This window comes from Streptomyces sp., assembly GCF_036524955.1.
Taxonomy (GTDB): domain Bacteria; phylum Actinomycetota; class Actinomycetes; order Streptomycetales; family Streptomycetaceae; genus Actinacidiphila.
Genome location: NZ_DATDBG010000051.1, coordinates 1 through 16,905 on the forward strand (window position 1 = coordinate 1; position 16,905 = coordinate 16,905).

Here is a 16,905-nt window from a genome sequence, read left to right on the forward strand (position 1 = left end):
GACGGCCGGGGCCTCGCCATGTCCGGGCGCCGCGAAGGGTCAGCCCCGCGCGCGGGCCGTGCTGTGAAAATTTGTTCACAACGCCAGCGGCCTCGGTCAGCCCCGCGCGAGCGGGGGATGCGGGCTGATGCGGCGGTTTGCCGCGCCGGGGACTCCCAACCGGGCGGCGCGCGTGCGCTGCTGGAGCTCCCTCGGGGTCTCGCCGTACCGCCCCCGGAATGCTGTGCTGAAGTAGCCGGGCGACGAGAATCCGCAGTCCTCGGAAACGTCTGCGACCGTCTGATAGTGGAATTGGCTCAGCCTCCGGTGCGCCTCCTCCAGCCGCTCGTCCCGCAGCATGTCGCTGTAGGTGGTGCCGGCCTCGGTCATGGCCGACTGCAGGGTCCTTTGCGACCACCCGAGGTCGGCCGCGAGGGCTTTTGGATTCAGGGTCCGGGCTCCGTCTGTGCGGATGCGTTGACGCATCCGCTGGCGTGCGAGGGGCGCCAGGAGCCCTCTCTCAGCGCGGGACAGCTGGGGGTCTCCACCCAGGGCCTTGCAGATCAGGACCGCCAGGTCCTGGCATCTGGCGTCGAAGTCAAGGCCGGTGAGCGTGTCTCGCCACTTGGAGAGGTTTTGGATCATGTCGGAGATCATCAGGCCGTGCCCGGAGCGGAGATCTATCTGGGCAGAGAGAGGCGCGCTTAACCGAAGCGGTTCGCTGATATCACGGACGGGCAGTTCGAGAATGTAGCCCCGCAGACCGGACCCGGAGAACTCCATGACGCCCGGTGTGCCGATCACGGCCACCCCGGGGACCATCATGCCGTCATTGCTGCCCGTCCTGGCCATGGCCATTCCGCTGATCGGCACGAATACGCGGTAGTGGTCTGCGGGGTCCTGGCGCACGTGGCGGGCGGTGCGCCTGGCGTGGTGGCCCACATCCACCAGCGTGTGGAGTGTGTAGCGGTCGCTCCGCTGTTGGATCAGGCGGGGCTGGGCGCCCGGCAGCCCGTTCGGGAAGGTGTAATCGGCGTGGAGCACGCCGTCTGAGTAGGCCGTCCAGAAGTCGCGTCGCTCTGCCTCGCGTGCGCCTGGTGCGACGCGTGGGAAAGTAACCTGGTAGTTCACCTCTACCCCCACATGAATACACAATGCATTTTTGCGGTCACCGTGCGCAATAAACTTCTGTTTACGCGCGAGTAACTTTTGATCTGGCGCAAAGTGGAGCCAAGATGCCCCACGGAAGGTGTTGCCATCGTAATGTCCTCGCAAAGATCAGCCATGGGGCGAGGGACGGAATGACATCGGTGCATCTACCACAAGGGCTCGTGTTGCGCACGGCAGTGTGCATCTCTTCCGCCTGCATCGCGGGCACCACGGAATCCAGGCCGCCGCTCCGGGGCAGGCACGCGCAGCGCGCGACACACGGCGGTGGGCCGTGGGTCTGAGACCGGCGGCCGGCGCCGCCGCGCCCGGACGAGCAGACGGGCCCACTGCGCTGGCCACAGCCCAGCAGGGACCGCCCCCCGTGAGCATGGCCGTTCGCGCCACTGCGTGCCGTCTGCCGCGTGCTGGAGTCGCCTGCCGCTGCCCACGGACTGGCCGAGACGATCGCGACCGCCCTCCTCGACATCGGGCTGGTGCGGACAGGTGAGGGCGTCGCCTGGCAGGCACCGATGCGCGACAATGGGATCAGCGCAGGTCAGCCAACGCAGGGAAAGTCGGGTTGCGTGAGCGGCGCGTGAGCGGGCGTCCCGAAGCGGCCCGGAACAGCCGGTGTGAGTCGGAGTTCGCGGGCCGCTGACCTGGACTATCCGGAGTCAGTCAGACTGACCGGAGTGCCCCAGCGGGAAAACTACGGACTTGTAAAGCGTAGGTCGTCGGTTCGAACCCGACAGGGGGCTCCACTCAGGCAGGGGGCTCCAGCCAGGCCCGAGGCCGGGCGGGTCGATCGGCGGGCACGCTCCGGTGTGCGGGCCGATCGGCCCGAAGGCCCGGCCGTCCCTTTCGTCGCGCGTCTCTGTTGCCGGAGACCTACCGTCGAGGTATGAGCGTGAATGTGAAGTTGGTCCGCGCTGCGGTCGAGCCGAAGCCCGGGACGCCTGGTCTCCATGCTCGGTCGCTCACGTACCTCGACGATGAGGCCACCCGCTACGAGTACGAGGTGCTGCCCGGCGGACCGCTGGCCATCCTGGAGATCAAGCAGCAGGTCTTCCACACGAAGATCGTCTACGCGGCGAGTGCGTGGATCAAGGCCGAAGGGGACCGGCGGGGCGACCGAGGGACCCACCGCACCCTGCACTGAGCGGTCGTCGCTGGGCGAGTGGCGTGTGCGGGCCGACGGAGTCGGCGCCGGTCACGCTGTCCGGGAGAAGCCGGACCGCACGCGGGGCGGCTCCGACCGAACCCCGCGGCCCGCCGGAGGAGCGCGTCGGACTCCCGGCCGGCGGCAGGCGGGGGTTTGAGGGCGCTGAGGGTGCGCGCCGGGCACCCACGCGACAGGTCCACCCAACAACCTCAAGCGGGCTTGAAGTCAAGTGCGTACGGGATCGCGCCGGTCCTGCGGGACCACGCCCGCCGGTCGCCGCGGCCGCCTCACACCCGGGGGAAGCGGGCCAGCAGGTCCCAGACGGCCGGATTGGCGTCCAGGCCCTCGTGCATGTCGGTGAGATCGGCCACCAGGTCGTGCAGGAAGTCCCGGGCCTCCCGGCGCAGTTCCGCGTGGTGCAGGACGAGCGGTGGCTCGTCCTCGGCCCAGTCCGCGACCACCTCCACGTGCCCGAACCGCCGTACGAAGCGCAGCCGGTCCGCGGACTCCGTGAAGTCCAGCTCGGCGTACTGCGCCCGCGACGCCCTGCTGCCCCGCGGGTCCCGGTCCAGCGCCTCGACGATGTCGCACAGCGCCCACCCGAAGTCAAGTACGGGCACCCACCCCCACCGTGTGGCGAGCTCCCGTTCCCCCTCCGCCAGGTACACGTCCCCGCAGAAGAGGTCGTGCCGCAGCGCGTGCACGTCCGCCCGCCGGTAGTCCGTCTGCGGTGGGTCGGGAAAGCGGCGCGAAAGGGCGTATCCGAGGTCGATCACCTGGTGATGGTGTCACCCGCGGCACCCGGCCGCCCTGGAGGGTGAGGGACGCAGAAACGTTTACGTACACCCGCTCGGCCGTCGTCACGCTCTCCGGCACGCTGGAGCTTCCCGAGCCGCTCGGGTTCGTCCTCGACACCGGCGGGTTCTGACAGGCGACCGGCGCCCACCACGCGAACGGCCCCCGCCCCCCGGAGACGTGACCGGGAACGGGGGCCGTCGGTGTGCCGGGGCACGGTGCGGCCGGAGCTCAGATGCTGACGCCGAAGTCGGTGGCGATACCGACCAGTCCGGAGGCGTAACCCTGGCCGACGGCGCGGAACTTCCACTCGGCGCCGTTGCGGTAGAGCTCGCCGAAGACCATGGCGGTCTCGGTGGCGGCGTCCTCGCTCAGGTCGTAGCGGGCGATCTCGGTGCCGCCGGCCTGGTTGATGATGCGGATGTACGCGTTGCGGACCTGGCCGAAGTTCTGGCTGCGGGTCTCGGCGTCGTAGATCGAGACCGGGAAGACGATCTTGTCGATGTCGGCGGGCAGGCCGGCGAGGTTGACGTTGATCTGCTCGTCGTCGCCCTCGCCCGCGCCGGTGCGGTTGTCACCGGTGTGGACGATGGTCTGGTCCGGGCTCTGCTTGTTGTTGAAGAAGACGAAGTGGCCGTCCGAGTAGACCTTGCCGGTCGCGTTGACGGCGATCGCGCTCGCGTCGAGGTCGAAGTCGGTGCCGGTGGTGGTCCGGACGTCCCAGCCGAGGCCGACAGTCACGGCCGTGAGGCCGGGCGCCTCCTTGGTGAGCGAGACGTTGCCGCCCTTGGACAGGCTTACCGCCATGGGAAGTCCCCTTTTGTGGTCGTAGGTGTCACCGACGAAAGTACCGTCATCCGTCCCAACGCGGATCCGGGCGCGCACGGTTCCTGCCCGCGGGAAAACCCGGTGCGGATCAGCCCGCGGCGCGGGATCATGGAGGCATGTCCGGGCCACTCGTCATCCGCGGTTCGGTCTCCGTACCGGAGGCCGAGCTGATGTGGCGTTTCTCCCGTTCGTCCGGGCCCGGCGGCCAGCACGTCAACACCACGGACAGCCGGGTGGAGTTGCGGTTCGATCTGGCGAACAGCGCCTGCCTGCCGCCGGTGTGGAAGGAGCGCGCGCTGGAGCGGCTGGCCGGCCGGCTGACCGGCGGCGTGCTCACCGTCACGGCGTCCGAGCACCGTTCGCAGTGGCGCAATCGGGAGACGGCCGCGACGCGGCTGGCCGCCCTGCTCGCCCAGGCCACCGCCCCGCCCCCCAAGCCCCGCCGCCCGACCCGGATTCCACGCGGGATCAACGAACGGCGGCTGCGGGTGAAGAAGCTGCGCGGCGAGACCAAGCGGGGCCGCAGCGGCGGAAGCTGGGACTGAGCGCGTACGGATCGCCGGAAGGCCGCCGTACCGGCCCGCACCACCGCGGAGGGCTGACGCCCGAGCTCCCGGAGTGGGCGGCCGAGGAACGAGGCCACCCGCGCAGGGAGCGAGCAGGAAGACCGACCGACCACCACCGCGCCCCGGTCCGTACGGGCGTACGTCTCTCCGTACGCCCCTACCGCCGCCCTCATGTCAGATGGCGGTACCGCCCCCGGAAGTAGGTCAGCGGGCCGCCGTCCGCGCTCGGGGTCCTCGCCGTCAGCACGCGGCCGATGACCAGCGTGTGGTCGCCCGCCGTCACCCGCTGCTCGGTCTCGCACTCGAGTACCGCCAGCGCGCCACCGAGGACGGGGGCGCCGGACTCCTCGCCCCGGTGGTAGTCGACGTCCTCGAAGAGCAGCCGGTCGCTGATCCGCCCGCGCAGCGCGAACCGCCCGGCGATGTGCCGCTGGCTCTCACCGAGCACCGAGACCGCCCAGCGAGGCCGCCGTTCCAGCAGTTCGTCCATCCGGGAGCCGGCACGTACGCTCACCAGCACCAGCGGTGGTTCGAGAGAGACGGACATGAAGGCGGTCGCGGTCATGCCGACGTCCTCGCCGCGCGGCCCGTCCTCGGTGTCGTGCGCGGTGATGAGGACCACGCCCGCGGCGAGGCGGGCCATGGCGGCGCGGAAGTCATCGATGTCGACGGTCTGACCCATGGTCGTCCCAGAATGCCGTCCTGGCGAAGTGTGAGGCACGCTCTCACGCTACGGGTCGGTAGGAAATACGTGCATCCGACCGCGGACTCAATACGCGGGGACCCGGGACCTAGGTCCGCCCAAGCCACCGGCATTGCGGCCAGGACCGGAGCGGTACGGCGGAGTCGCCGAGCGGACTGGCCGCAGCCCCCGAGCGGGCTTGCGGAGCGGGGGGCGGGCCGAGGCCCGGCGCGGGCGCTGCGTATCCTTGGACTACGTTGTGTGCTCAAGCGCTTACGCCGTGGTGTGACTTGAGTCACAAGAGGTAGGAATTGTTGACCCTGTGTACCGATGGCACAGCTCGCTGTGATTCAGTGGCCGGTGTAATCGGATGAGTGCGAGTGCGTAGCAACAGCGGGGGGCGGCCCGGACTGCGGCGCCGATCCGGCGGCCCGGGACTCCCGGGAGGCCGGGGAAGCCCCGCCGGACTGGGAGGACCCGGCGGACGGGGAGGACCGGCCGGGAACCATCGGACGAAACGCTGTCGAGGGCGCGGAGAGGGGCATGGACACCGAGTCGGAGCCGTATGTCCGCCTCGCGACCTTGCGTCAACTGCACCGGGTCGTGGCGGATCTCAACACGGCGCGCAGTCTCGCCGACACCTTGCAGGCCGTGGCCGACGGGGTGGTGCGGGGGCTGGGCTACGAGCTGGCCGCCGTCAACCTGGCGAGGCCGGACGGCGATCTCGTCGTCGCCGCGTTCGCCGGCAGTGCGGCGGGCGAGGCGCTGCTGGCCGGGCGGGTCGGCTCGCGCGCCTCCTGGGAGCGCCGGCTCACCATGGGCGAGCGGTGGGGCACGCTGCGGTTCATCCCGCACACCGAGGGCTGGGTGCTGATCGACGACGACGTGCCGCAGTGGCACACCGAGGGGCCGCTGCCGCGCTTCCCCGACGAGTGGCACCCCGGCGACCGTCTCTACGCGCCCATGTACTCCTCGCAGTCCGTCGGCAGCGAACTGATCGGCGTGATCTCCGTCGACAAGCCCACCAGCGGCCGGCACCCCGGTCCGTGGGGCTGCGAAGCGCTCCAGATGTACGCGTTCCAGGCCGGCATCGCGATCAGCAACGCCCGGCTGCGCGCCAACATGCAACGCGCCCTGGTCCGGCTGGAACGCGACCAGCAGGCGCTGCGGGCCAGCGAGGAGAGCTTCCGGCAGGCGTTCGAGTACGCGCCCAGCGGCATGGCGATCGCCGAGATGGGCGGCGACCAGCACGGCAAGCTGCTGCGGGCCAACGACGCGCTCTGCCGCCTGCTCGGCCGGTCCGCCACGGTGATGCGGCGCCACTCCTTCTCCGACCTGGTGCACCCCGAGGACGTCGGGCTGCTGCTGCGGACCTCGGCGGAGGGGGGCCGGGCGGAGCTGCGACTCGCTCGCCGCGACGGCTCCTATGTGTGGGTCTCGCTCCGCAACTCGGTGGTCGCCGACACCGCCGACGGCCCGCGCTTCCTGCTCACCCACGTCGAGGACATCGAGGAGCGCAAGTCCCGCGAGCTGCAGCTGGCGCACCGCGCCAGCCACGACTCGCTGACCGGCCTGCCCAACAGCGCGGAGCTGCGGGCCCGGCTGTCGTCGCGGCTGTGCGCGCGCCCGCACGACATGGACGGGGCGGCGTCGGCGGCGGAGGCCGACGACCTCGACGAGTTCGCCTTCAGCTACGGGTACGGGCCGGACGAGATGGCCGCGCCGCTGAGCGCACTGGACTCGCACACGCATACGGTCGCCCCGGACGAGACCGACGAGGAGTCGGCGAGCAAGGGGCTCGCGGTCCTCTTCTGCGACCTGGACGGCTTCAAGGCGATCAACGACCGGTTCGGTCACCACACGGGTGACGCGGTGCTCATCGAGGTCGCCCGGCGGCTGACCGGCGCGGTGCGCGACGGCGACACGGTGGCGCGGCTCGGCGGTGACGAGTTCGTCGTCCTCGCGGACGGTCTCGCCCCGCCCGACGCGGCGGATCTCGCGGTGCGGCTCCGCAACGCGATCGTCCCCCCGATCCGGGTGGACGGCCGCGCCGTCCGGGTCGGCGCGAGCTTCGGCATCGGCTGGGCGGGCTGCGGCATGACCGCGGAGGAGGTGCTCCACTCCGCGGACCAGCGCATGTACGTCGAAAAGCGCAGCCGGTCCTCGTCCTCGCCCTCCCGCTCCTCCCCCTCCCGCCCCAACCACCGGCGCGCGGGCTGACCCCCGCGGGCGGCCCCACCGAGGGCATCGCGGCGTCCGACTGACCGGGGGCCGGGGGAGGGCCGCCTCCCCGAGAGCCCCCGCGGCGCCGAGCAGCCACGGCGGTGCGGGCCGGCGATGCGGGCCGGGCGGTGCGGGCCGGGCGGTGCAGGTCGCCGCAAGCGGCTGGGACCGCCGGGCGAGGCTGCGGGTGTGCCGCACAGGGAAGCGCACGGGTCCAAGCCGGTCAGCGGTGGCCGGGGGCCCCAGGGGAGGGGTGCGGGGTCCACCCTGCGGCGTAGAAGCGGATCGCTCTGGGGGGTGACCCCGGGACGAGTTCCCCTCCCTACGCTGGGTCGTGTGCAGCGCATCTACGACTTCCTCCGGCGCCACCCGACGTGGGTCGACAGCTTCTGGGCCGTCGTCCTGCTCGGCATATGCGCCGTGTGGGTCGCCGTCGACGCCAGACCCTCGCTCGCGGCGCGGGCGGCCGCCGCCCCCCTGTCCTGCGCCCTCGCCCTGGTTGTCGCGCTGCGGCGCCGCGCCCCGGAGAAGATGCTGTTCCTGGCCATCGCCACCGGCCTCGCCCAGCTCGCGCTGAACGTGGAGACCAACCCCGGCAACGCTGCCTTCCCGGTGATCATCTACACCTGCGCGTCCAACGGCGCGCGCTGGTCCTCCCGGCTGGCCCTGGCCGCCGGCCTCGCCGCCGCGCCGTTGTCGATGATGCGCTGGCCGCCGCACGACAGGTACTCCACGATCTGGACGACCCTGCTCCAGACCTTCTTCCTCACCGTGATCTTCGCCCTGTCCTGGGTGATCGGCGACCGCCTGCGCACCCGGCGGGCGTACTACGCCGAGCTGGAGGAGCGGGCCACCCGCCTGCACCGGGAGCGCGAGGCCCAGTCCAAGGCCGCGGTCGCCGCCGAGCGGGCACGTATCGCCCGGGAGCTGCACGACGTCGTGGCGCACAACGTATCCGTGATGGTCGTCCAGGCCGACGGCGCCGCCTACGTCCTGAACACCGCGCCCGATCAGGCCAAGCAGGCGCTGGAGACCATCTCGTCCACCGGCCGCCAGGCGTTGGCGGAGATGCGCCGGCTGCTCGGCCTGCTGCGGGCCGGTGACGACGCGGGCGGCGAGTACGTACCGCAGCCCGGCGTCGACCAGCTCGCCGACCTCATCGACCAGGTCCGCGGCGCCGGCCTGCCCGTCCGGTTCGAGGTGGCCGGCCAGGCCCGCCCGCTGTCCAGCGGCGTCGAGCTGACCGCGTACCGCATCGTGCAGGAGGCGCTGACCAACGTCCGCAAGCACGGCGGCGACGCGGCCACCGCCAGCGTCCTGCTGGGCTTCGGCGACGCCGCGCTCGACCTGCTCATCGAGGACGACGGGTGCGGCGCGCGGCACGAGCTGTACGAGCAGGGCGGCCAGGACGGCCTCGGCCAGGGCCTGATCGGCATGCGCGAACGCATCGGCATGATCGGCGGCACCCTGGACGCCGGGCCGCGTCCCGGCGGCGGCTTCCGGATCAGCGCGGTGCTGCCGCTGAAGACCGGCCGCTGAACCGTTACCGGCCGCTGAACCATCACCACGACCGTACGAGAGAGGCACCCCGATGGCGATCCGCGTCATGCTCGTCGACGACCAGGTACTGCTGCGCACCGGCTTCCGGATGGTGCTCGCCGCGCAGCCGGACATGGAGGTCGTCGCCGAGGCGGGCGACGGCGCGGAGGCGGTGGAGGTACTGCGGCACACCAGGGTCGACGTCGTCCTGATGGACGTGCGGATGCCGCGGATGGACGGCGTGGAGGCGACCCGCCGGATCTGCGGCGGGGACCGCGGCGAGCCGCGTCGGCGGGAGGAGCCCGGCGGCCCGCGCGTACTGATCCTCACCACCTTCGACCTGGACGAGTACGCGTTCGCCGCGCTGCGGGCCGGCGCCTCCGGCTTCATGCTCAAGGACGTGCCGCCGGACGAGCTGCTGACCGCGATCCGGGCCGTGCACAGCGGTGACGCGGTGGTCGCGCCGAGCACCACCCGGCGGTTGCTGGACCGGTTCACGCCGATGCTGCCCAGCTCCGCCACGGAGGAGCAGCACAAGGAGATCGACCGGCTCACCGAGCGGGAGCGCGAGGTGCTGCTGCTGGTCGCCCAGGGCCTGTCCAACGGCGAGATCGCGCGAAAACTGGTGCTGTCGGAGGCGACCGTCAAGACGCACGTCGGCCGTATCCTCACCAAGCTGGATCTGCGGGACCGGGTGCAGGCCGTGGTGCTGGCGTACGAGTCGGGCCTGGTACGGGCCGGGGGCAACTCCGCCTGACAGCACGGTTCATGAGAACAGCCGCGCACATGGCCGACTTCCCTTACCTTGAACTCACCTTGAACACAAGACTTGTTTGATGTTCAACAGAAGTGCCGGCTACGGGGAGTATCACAGTTGCGCGCCATCGTCTTCGAAGAGTTCGGCGGTCCCGAGGTCCTGAACGTCGTTGACGTCCCGGAACCGGAGCCCGGCCCCGGCGAGGTCACCATCGATGTGGCCTATGCCGGAGTGAACTACGCGGACATCAAGGCGCGCGCCCAGGGCTTCCGCGTGGAGAGTCTGCCGTTCCGGCCGGGTCTGGAGGTCTCCGGGCTGATCCGGGCGGTCGGCGCGGGCGTCACCGGGTTCGCCCCCGGCCAGGAGGTCACCGCCTTCCTGTGCGGCGGCGGTTACGCCGAGACCGTCGTCGCCCCCGCGGCCACCGTCTTCCCGCTCTGTTCGGGCCTGTCGCTGCGGACCGGCGCCACCCTGCCCAGCGCGCTGCCCACCGCGTACGCGCTGCTGCACGAGGTGGCCCGGCTGCGCGAGGGCGACACCGTACTCGTCCAGGGCGCGGCCGGCGGCGTCGGCACCGTCGCCGGACAACTGGCCCGGATGGGCGGCGCGTCGGCGGTCTACGGGGTGGTCTCCAGCCTCGACAAGGCCGAGCACGCGCTGAAGTCCGGGTACGACCAGGTGTTCACCGACACCACGTTCGACGCGGACGTACGGGAGGTGACCGGGGGGCGGGGCGTGGACATCGCGCTCGACCCGGTCGGTGGCGAGACCTTCCGCCGTACGCTCGCGGTCGTCGGGCGCTTCGGGCGGCTGGTCTCCTTCGGCAGCGCCGACTCCGGCGAAATGTGGCGGGTCGGGCCCGCGGACACCTATCCGCTGGCGATCTCCGTCTCCGGCTTCTGCATCCCGTCGATGGCGGCGGCCGATCCCGGGCGGCTGCGGGAGCTCGCCGACCGGGCGTTCCGCACGGTCACCGACGGCGGCGTGGAACTGCCGGTCAGCGCGGAGTTCCCGCTGGCGGAGGCGGCCGACGCACACCGGCTGGTGGAGTCGCGGACGAGCACGGGGAAGCTGCTGCTGCGGGTGGCGGAGTAGCTCCGGCAGCCGGTCAGCCGAGGCGTTCCGCGAAGGCCGCGGCGGCTTGGCGGATGTCCGTCTCCGTCCACTCCAGGGCGGGAGCCGTGACCGTCACCTCGGTCATGGACAGCCCCGGCAGGCCGGGTTCGTGGAACCGGCCCCGGCCGAAGAGGCTGATCTTCGTCTCCTCGGCCTGGCGCAGTGACGCGTCGTCGAGGGCGTCGGCCGGGTAGGGCAGCCAGAGCTGGAACTGGTGGGTGTGCGGTTCCTCCGGGTGGACCCGGGGCAGGGCCAGGCCGGCCTCGGCGAGACCTTCGCGCAGGGCGCGGGCGACGGTCTTGGCGTGGGCGACGTAGGAGGGCAGGCGCGGCAGTTCGTTCCGCAGTCCGGCGAGCGCGGCCAGAGCGGCCGGGAACTGCTGGAACGCCAGGCCGCCGTAACGGTGGCGCCAGGCCTTCGCCTCGGCGGTCACCTCCGCGGGGGCGGCCAGCGCGGCGCCGGAGATGCCCGCGAGGGACTTGTAGAAGCTCACGTAGACCGAGTCGGCGAGGCCGGCGATGTCGGTGAGCGGACGGCCGAAGTGCGGCGCGCACTCCCAGAGGCGGGCGCCGTCGAAGTGGACGACGGCGTCCCTGTCGCGGGCCGCCGCCACGGTCTCGGTCAGCTCCTCCCAGGTCGGCAGCACGAACCCCGCGTCGCGCAGCGGCAGTTCCACCATCAGCGTGCCGAACGGCTCGTCGAACTCCCGTACTTCCTCCGCGCTCGCCAGCCGGGGGCGCCTGGTCGGATGTACGGTGCGCAGTCCGCTCACGGTGTGCAGGGCGCCGCGCTCGTGCACCTCGGGGTGGGCCAGGGGGTGCAGGGCGACCACGGGGTTCCCGGTCCGCCCCGCCCACACCCGCAGCGCCACCTGCTGGGCCATCGTCCCGGTCGGGAAGAACGCGGCGGCCTCCGTCCCGAGCAGCCCGGCCACCTGTCGCTCCACCTCCTCGACGACGCCGTTCCCGTAGAAGTCCGGCGGCCCGTCGATCTCGAACGCCTCGGCCCCCTCCGCGCTCAGCCACGCCAGCCGCTCCCGGATGCTCGGCTGCTCCCCGTTCGTCAGCACCCGCTCACACGCCCGTACGGCAGCCCGCCGCCGCGCCCTGCCCTCGTCCTCCGCGTCACCCATGGGGAAAGCCTGCCGCATGGCTCACCCGGCCCGCGACGGGGTTTCGGCTCCCCGCGATCCGCAGCGGAGGCGGGTGTCGGGGATGCCTGGACGGGCAGGGGCGGGACGGCGCACCCTGCGGGTGTGGGGCACCCACCCACCCCGTGGAGTGAGGTGCGGGAGGTCCGGGAGGTCCGGGAGGCACCCCGGGGGAAGGACGCACCCCGCGGGCAGGGCGCGGCCGTGGGCGCCGTCACGCCGCGGGGGAACCTTGTCCTCAGGGCGTTCGCGTAGGATTGACGAGAAGTGGGGAGCCGCGGGAGGCGAGGCGTGGTGGTTGTGGAGCAGAAGCCGGCGAGGCTGGCTGTGGGGGTGGTGGGTGCCGGGCGGGTGGGGCCCGCGCTGGCCGCCGCGCTGAAAAGGGCAGGGCACCGGCCCGTGGCCGCCTCCGCCGTGTCGGACGCCTCGCGGCGCAGGGCCGAGGCACTGCTTCCCGGGGTCCCGTTGCGTGAGCCCGCCGCCGTACTCGCGGAAGCCGACCTCGTCCTGCTCACCGTGCCGGACGACGCGCTGCCCGCCCTGGTGACCGGGCTCGCCGGGACCGGGGCGGTCCGGCCGGGACAGCTCGTCGTGCACACCTCCGGGCGGTACGGGACCTCCGTCCTGGAACCCGCCCTGCGCGCCGGGGCGCTGCCCCTCGCGCTGCACCCCGCGATGACCTTCACCGGCACGCCGGTGGACGTCCAGCGGCTGGTGGGGTGCTCGTTCGGGGTGACCGCGCCCGGCGAGCTGCGGATGGCCGCGGAAGCGCTCGTCATCGAGATGGGCGGCGAACCGGAGTGGATCGAGGAGGCCGCCCGCCCGCTCTACCACGCCGGCCTGGCCATCGGTGCCAACCACCTGGTCACGCTGGTCGCCCAGGCGAGGGACCTGCTCAAGGAGGCGGGCGTGGCCGAGCCCGGCCGGATGCTCGGACCGCTCCTCGGCGCCGCCCTCGACAACGCGCTGCGCTCCGGCGACGCCGCCCTGACCGGCCCGGTCGCCCGCGGCGACGCCGGCACCGTCGCCGCCCACCTGCGCGAACTGCGCGTGCACGCCCCCGAGGCGGTGCCCTCGTACGTCGCCATGGCCCGCGCCACCGCGGACCGGGCGCTCGCCAACGGCATGCTCAAGGCCGAGTACGCGGAGGCACTGCTCGGCGCCCTCGCCGACGGGGGGACGACCCTGTGACCGGCCTGGTGCGCCACGCCCGGGACCTCGCCCCGGCCGCCGCCGTCGTCATGACGATGGGCGCGCTCCACGAGGGGCACGCCGCCCTGATCCGCGCCGCGCGGGCCCGCGCGGGCGGCGGCCTGGTCACCGTGACCGTGTTCGTCAACCCCCTGCAGTTCGGCCCCGCCGAGGACCTTGACCGCTACCCCCGCACCCTCGACGCCGACGTCCGACTCGCCGAGAAGGCCGGCGCGGACGTCGTCTTCGCGCCCGCCGTGGACGAGGTGTACCCCGGCGGCCGGCCGCAGGTCCGTATCAGCGCCGGACCCATGGGCGAGCGGTACGAGGGCGCGTCCCGCCCCGGCCACTTCGACGGCATGCTCACCGTCGTCGCCAAGCTGCTGCACCTCACCCGGCCGTCCGCCGCCTTCTTCGGGCAGAAGGACGCGCAGCAGCTCGCCCTGATCCGCCGGATGGTGACCGACCTGAACTTCCCGGTCGGGATCATCGCCGTCCCGACCGTCCGCGAACCGGACGGTCTCGCCCTGTCCAGCCGCAACCGCTACCTCTCCGCGGCCGAGCGCGAGCACGCCGGCGCCCTGTCCCGCGCGCTGTTCGCCGGGCGGGACGCCTTGAGCGAGGGGCCCGAGGCGGTCCGGAAGGCGGCCCTCGGGTCCCTGACCGGCGCCGAGGGCGTGGCCGTGGACTACCTCGCCCTCCTCGACCCCGCCGACTTCACCGAAGCCGCGCCCGGGCACACCGGCCCGGCGGTGCTCGCCGTCGCCGCGAAGGTCGGCGCCACGCGCCTGATCGACAACATCCCCCTGGAGTTCGGAGCCCCCGAATGACCGCGAACGGAGCCGGCCCGGCCGGCCGCAGCACCGGCATACGCCTGTCCGCGCCCGCACCCGGCTGGGCGATCACCTCCGACGTGGTCGTGGTCGGGTCCGGCGTGGCCGGGCTGACGGTGGCGCTCCGCTGCGCCGCGGCCGGCGCGAGGGTCACGGTGGTGACCAAGGCGCACCTGGACGACGGCTCGACCCGCTGGGCCCAGGGCGGTATCGCCGCCGCGCTCGGTGACGGCGACACACCGGCCCAGCACCTCGACGACACGCTGGTCGCGGGAGCCGGCCTGTGCGACGAGACCGCCGTGCGCACCCTGGTCACCGAGGGCCCGGACGCGGTACGCCGCCTGATCGCGACCGGCGCCCACTTCGACGCCGACCCACGCGGCGAGATCCTGCTCACCCGCGAGGGTGGCCACCACCGCCGCCGCATCGCCCACGCGGGTGGCGACGCGACCGGCGCCGAGATATCCCGCGCGCTGATCGAGGCGGTACGGGCGGCGGGCGCGGGCCGCGGCGACAACGGCGGCACCGTCGAACTCGTCGAGAACGCCCTCGTCCTCGACCTCCTCACCGACGCGGCGGGCCGCACCGCCGGCGTCACCCTGCACGTGATGGGCGCCGGCCGGCGTGACGGCGTGGGCTCGGTGCAGGCCCGCGCGGTGGTGCTGGCGACCGGCGGCATGGGCCAGGTCTTCTCGGCGACCACCAACCCCGCGGTGTCGACCGGCGACGGGGTGGCGCTCGCGCTGCGCGCGGGCGCGGAGGTCAGCGACCTGGAGTTCGTGCAGTTCCACCCCACCGTGCTGTGGCTCGGCCCGGACGCCGAGGGCCAGCAGCCGCTGGTGTCGGAGGCGGTGCGCGGCGAGGGCGCCCACCTGGTGGACGCCGCCGGGGTCCGCTTCATGGTCGGCCAGCACGAACTCGCCGAACTGGCGCCGCGCGACATCGTCGCCAAGGGCATCATGCGCCGGATGCGGGAGACCGGCGGGGAGCACATGTACCTCGACGCGCGGCACTTCGGCGCCGCGATGTGGGAGCGGCGCTTCCCGACCATCCTCGCCGCCTGCCGCGCGCACGGCATCGACCCGGTGACCGAGCCGATCCCGGTCGCGCCCGCCGCGCACTACGCCTCCGGCGGGGTGCGCACCGACCTGTACGGGCGGACGACCGTGCCGGGCCTGTACGCGTGCGGCGAGGTGGCCTGCACCGGCGTGCACGGCGCGAACCGCCTCGCCTCGAACTCCCTGCTGGAGGGCCTGGTCTTCGCCGAGAGGATCGCCGCGGACATCGCGGCCGACCCGACCGCGCCCGGCGAGCCGGTGATCCCCGGCTCCGCCGACAACCCGCTGCTCGCCTCCGAGGCCCGGTACGAGGTGCAGCGCATCATGACGGCGGGCGCCGGGGTGCTGCGCAGCGCGGAGAGCCTGGCGGTCGCGGCCGGCGCACTGGAGCGGCTGCACACCGCGGCCGTGGAGGCGTACGACCGGGACGGCAAGACCGCCGAGCCGTGCGTGGAGACCTGGGAGGCGACCAACCTGGGCCTGGTCGCCCGGGTCCTGGTGGCCGCCGCCCGGCGCCGCGAGGAGACCCGCGGCTGCCACTGGCGCGAGGACCGCCCCGAGCGCGACGACCACGACTGGCGCCGTCACCTGGTGGTACGCCTCACCCCGCACCGCACGCTCGCCGTCCGCACCACCGAGGGCGCCGGCTTCCCGCCGGTGAGCACGGCCGGCGGCGTCGAGGATCGGGCCGGGATCGGGGATGATGGGGCCGCCGCGTACTCCCTCGCGTACGAAGGCGCACAACCGGACGCGGACCCGCGGCGAGTCCCGCACCGCGACACGTGACCGGACCCGTACCCGCGACACCTACCGCAACGCCGCTTCGAAGGAGCAGCCGTGACCACCCCGGACCGTCCCCAGCCCGTCAGTCTCCCCATGCCGCAGTTCGGGCCGCCGGGTGCGGCGGCGGGCGGCGGTGGCTGCGGCGACGGCTGCGGCTGCGGGGCGGCTGAGGACTACGAGGGCTACGACATGGACCCGCTGGAGTGCGGCCTCGACCCCGACCTCGCGGAGCTCATCGCCGCGGCCGGACTCGACCCGGTCCAGGTCGAGGACATCGCGCACCTGGCCATCGAGGAGGACCTCGACCAGGGCGTGGACATCACCACGGTCGCGACCGTGCCCGAGGAGGCCCGCGCGATCGGCGACTTCACCGCGCGGGAGGCCGGTACGGTGGCCGGGCTGCGGGTCGCCGAGGCCGTGCTGTCGGTGGTGTGCACCGACGAGTTCGAGGTGGAACGGCACGTGGAGGACGGTGACCGGGTCGCCGCCGACCAGAAGCTGCTCACCGTACGGGCCAGGACCCGTGACCTGCTGACCGCCGAGCGCAGCGCGCTCAACCTGCTGTGCCGGCTCTCCGGGATCGCCACCGCCACCCGCGCCTGGGCGGACGCCCTGGAGGGCACCCGGGCGCAGGTCCGCGACACCCGCAAGACCACGCCGGGCCTGCGGGCGCTGGAGAAGTACGCGGTGCGCTGCGGCGGCGGCGTCAACCACCGGATGTCGCTGTCGGACGCGGCGCTGGTCAAGGACAACCACGTGATCGCGGCCGGCGGTGTCGCCCAGGCGTTCAAGCTGGTGCGCGAGGAGTTCCCCGACGTGCCGATCGAGGTCGAGGTGGACACCCTGCACCAGGTACGGGAGGTGCTGGACGCCGGAGCCGACCTGATCCTGCTGGACAACTTCACCCCCGCCGAGACCGAGGAGGCGGTCGCCATCGTGGGCGGCCGGGCCTTCCTGGAGTCCTCCGGCCGGCTCACCCTGGGCAACGCCCGCGCCTACGCCGAGACCGGCGTCAACTTCCTCGCGGTGGGTGCGCTCACCCACTCCTCCCCGATCCTGGACATCGGCCTGGACCTGCGAGCGGAAGCGTAAGG

General features: G+C 72.9%; 15 protein-coding genes. 10 read left to right on the top strand and 5 right to left on the bottom strand.

Translation table 11 applies throughout. From position 1 onward, the window contains the following. Positions 1 to 96: 96 nt before the first annotated feature. Positions 97 to 1,023, bottom strand: a complete 927-nt coding sequence (locus VIW71_RS04125) for an AraC family transcriptional regulator (protein ID WP_331620568.1) — start codon at positions 1,021 to 1,023, stop codon at positions 97 to 99. Between the two features lie 1,006 nt (positions 1,024 to 2,029). On the opposite strand from VIW71_RS04125, the gene VIW71_RS04130 reads away from it, so the two are divergent. Next, positions 2,030 to 2,287, top strand: coding sequence for a hypothetical protein (locus VIW71_RS04130; RefSeq protein ID WP_331620569.1), 258 nt, complete (start codon positions 2,030 to 2,032; stop codon positions 2,285 to 2,287). A 290-nt stretch (positions 2,288 to 2,577) separates the two neighbouring features. Here the strand turns inward: VIW71_RS04130 and VIW71_RS04135 are convergent, their stop codons facing one another. Next, positions 2,578 to 3,066, bottom strand: a complete 489-nt coding sequence (locus VIW71_RS04135) for a hypothetical protein (RefSeq protein ID WP_331620570.1) — start codon at positions 3,064 to 3,066, stop codon at positions 2,578 to 2,580. A gap of 250 nt (positions 3,067 to 3,316) precedes the next feature. Beyond that, positions 3,317 to 3,892 (bottom strand): TerD family protein, encoded by a 576-nt coding sequence (locus VIW71_RS04140; protein WP_331620571.1) that lies wholly within the window; start codon positions 3,890 to 3,892, stop codon positions 3,317 to 3,319. A 137-nt stretch (positions 3,893 to 4,029) separates the two neighbouring features. Between VIW71_RS04140 and arfB the strand changes: the two genes are divergently transcribed. After that, positions 4,030 to 4,458: an alternative ribosome rescue aminoacyl-tRNA hydrolase ArfB gene (gene arfB, locus VIW71_RS04145; RefSeq protein ID WP_331620572.1), complete on the top strand. Its 429-nt coding sequence runs from the start codon at positions 4,030 to 4,032 to the stop codon at positions 4,456 to 4,458. Between the two features lie 190 nt (positions 4,459 to 4,648). Here arfB and VIW71_RS04150 read toward each other — a convergent pair whose 3' ends face one another. After that, positions 4,649 to 5,161: a flavin reductase family protein gene (locus tag VIW71_RS04150; protein WP_331620573.1), complete on the bottom strand. Its 513-nt coding sequence runs from the start codon at positions 5,159 to 5,161 to the stop codon at positions 4,649 to 4,651. A 543-nt stretch (positions 5,162 to 5,704) separates the two neighbouring features. Between VIW71_RS04150 and cdgB the strand changes: the two genes are divergently transcribed. The 4 genes from cdgB to VIW71_RS04170 all read left to right on the top strand — a co-directional run bounded on the left by cdgB (position 5,705) and on the right by VIW71_RS04170 (position 10,775). Beyond that, positions 5,705 to 7,381: a diguanylate cyclase CdgB gene (gene cdgB / locus VIW71_RS04155; protein ID WP_331620574.1), complete on the top strand. Its 1,677-nt coding sequence runs from the start codon at positions 5,705 to 5,707 to the stop codon at positions 7,379 to 7,381. A gap of 339 nt (positions 7,382 to 7,720) precedes the next feature. After that, the gene (locus VIW71_RS04160; RefSeq protein WP_331620575.1) at positions 7,721 to 8,923 is read left to right on the top strand and encodes a sensor histidine kinase; all 1,203 of its coding nucleotides are present in this window, start codon (positions 7,721 to 7,723) and stop codon (positions 8,921 to 8,923) included. Between the two features lie 52 nt (positions 8,924 to 8,975). Next, positions 8,976 to 9,680 (top strand): response regulator transcription factor, encoded by a 705-nt coding sequence (locus VIW71_RS04165; RefSeq protein ID WP_331620576.1) that lies wholly within the window; start codon positions 8,976 to 8,978, stop codon positions 9,678 to 9,680. A gap of 117 nt (positions 9,681 to 9,797) precedes the next feature. Then, positions 9,798 to 10,775 carry a quinone oxidoreductase family protein gene (locus tag VIW71_RS04170; RefSeq protein ID WP_331620577.1) on the top strand — a complete coding sequence of 326 codons (978 nt, stop codon included), beginning with the start codon at positions 9,798 to 9,800 and terminating at the stop codon, positions 10,773 to 10,775. Between the two features lie 13 nt (positions 10,776 to 10,788). On the opposite strand, the gene VIW71_RS04175 is transcribed toward VIW71_RS04170, so the two are convergent. After that, positions 10,789 to 11,928 carry a threonine aldolase family protein gene (locus VIW71_RS04175; RefSeq protein ID WP_331620578.1) on the bottom strand — a complete coding sequence of 380 codons (1,140 nt, stop codon included), beginning with the start codon at positions 11,926 to 11,928 and terminating at the stop codon, positions 10,789 to 10,791. A 309-nt stretch (positions 11,929 to 12,237) separates the two neighbouring features. Here VIW71_RS04175 and VIW71_RS04180 point away from each other — a divergent pair, with 309 nt between their 5' ends. The 4 genes from VIW71_RS04180 to nadC all read left to right on the top strand — a co-directional run bounded on the left by VIW71_RS04180 (position 12,238) and on the right by nadC (position 16,903). After that, a complete protein-coding gene (locus VIW71_RS04180; RefSeq protein WP_331620579.1) occupies positions 12,238 to 13,137 on the top strand; it encodes a Rossmann-like and DUF2520 domain-containing protein in 900 nt (299 codons plus the stop codon). Then, positions 13,134 to 13,967, top strand: coding sequence for a pantoate--beta-alanine ligase (gene panC / locus VIW71_RS04185; RefSeq protein ID WP_414720649.1), 834 nt, complete (start codon positions 13,134 to 13,136; stop codon positions 13,965 to 13,967). Before VIW71_RS04180 ends, panC begins: the two co-directional genes overlap by 4 nt. After that, positions 13,964 to 15,814 carry an L-aspartate oxidase gene (locus VIW71_RS04190; protein ID WP_331620580.1) on the top strand — a complete coding sequence of 617 codons (1,851 nt, stop codon included), beginning with the start codon at positions 13,964 to 13,966 and terminating at the stop codon, positions 15,812 to 15,814. The genes panC and VIW71_RS04190 overlap by 4 nt, the downstream gene beginning before the upstream one ends. Positions 15,815 to 15,904: 90 nt before the next feature. Further along, positions 15,905 to 16,903 (top strand): carboxylating nicotinate-nucleotide diphosphorylase, encoded by a 999-nt coding sequence (gene nadC / locus VIW71_RS04195; RefSeq protein WP_414720651.1) that lies wholly within the window; start codon positions 15,905 to 15,907, stop codon positions 16,901 to 16,903. Positions 16,904 to 16,905 lie beyond the last annotated feature (2 nt).

Coding starts and splice junctions, on each gene's coding strand:
- VIW71_RS04130 (WP_331620569.1), top strand. CDS start 2,030: ATGAGCGTGAATGTGAAGTTGGTCCGCGCTGCGGTCGAGCCGAAGCCC.
- VIW71_RS04140 (WP_331620571.1), bottom strand. CDS start 3,892: ATGGCGGTAAGCCTGTCCAAGGGCGGCAACGTCTCGCTCACCAAGGAG.
- arfB (WP_331620572.1), top strand. CDS start 4,030: ATGTCCGGGCCACTCGTCATCCGCGGTTCGGTCTCCGTACCGGAGGCC.
- VIW71_RS04150 (WP_331620573.1), bottom strand. CDS start 5,161: ATGGGTCAGACCGTCGACATCGATGACTTCCGCGCCGCCATGGCCCGC.
- cdgB (WP_331620574.1), top strand. CDS start 5,705: ATGGACACCGAGTCGGAGCCGTATGTCCGCCTCGCGACCTTGCGTCAA.
- VIW71_RS04165 (WP_331620576.1), top strand. CDS start 8,976: ATGGCGATCCGCGTCATGCTCGTCGACGACCAGGTACTGCTGCGCACC.
- VIW71_RS04175 (WP_331620578.1), bottom strand. CDS start 11,928: ATGGGTGACGCGGAGGACGAGGGCAGGGCGCGGCGGCGGGCTGCCGTA.
- VIW71_RS04190 (WP_331620580.1), top strand. CDS start 13,964: ATGACCGCGAACGGAGCCGGCCCGGCCGGCCGCAGCACCGGCATACGC.
- nadC (WP_414720651.1), top strand. CDS start 15,905: ATGCCGCAGTTCGGGCCGCCGGGTGCGGCGGCGGGCGGCGGTGGCTGC.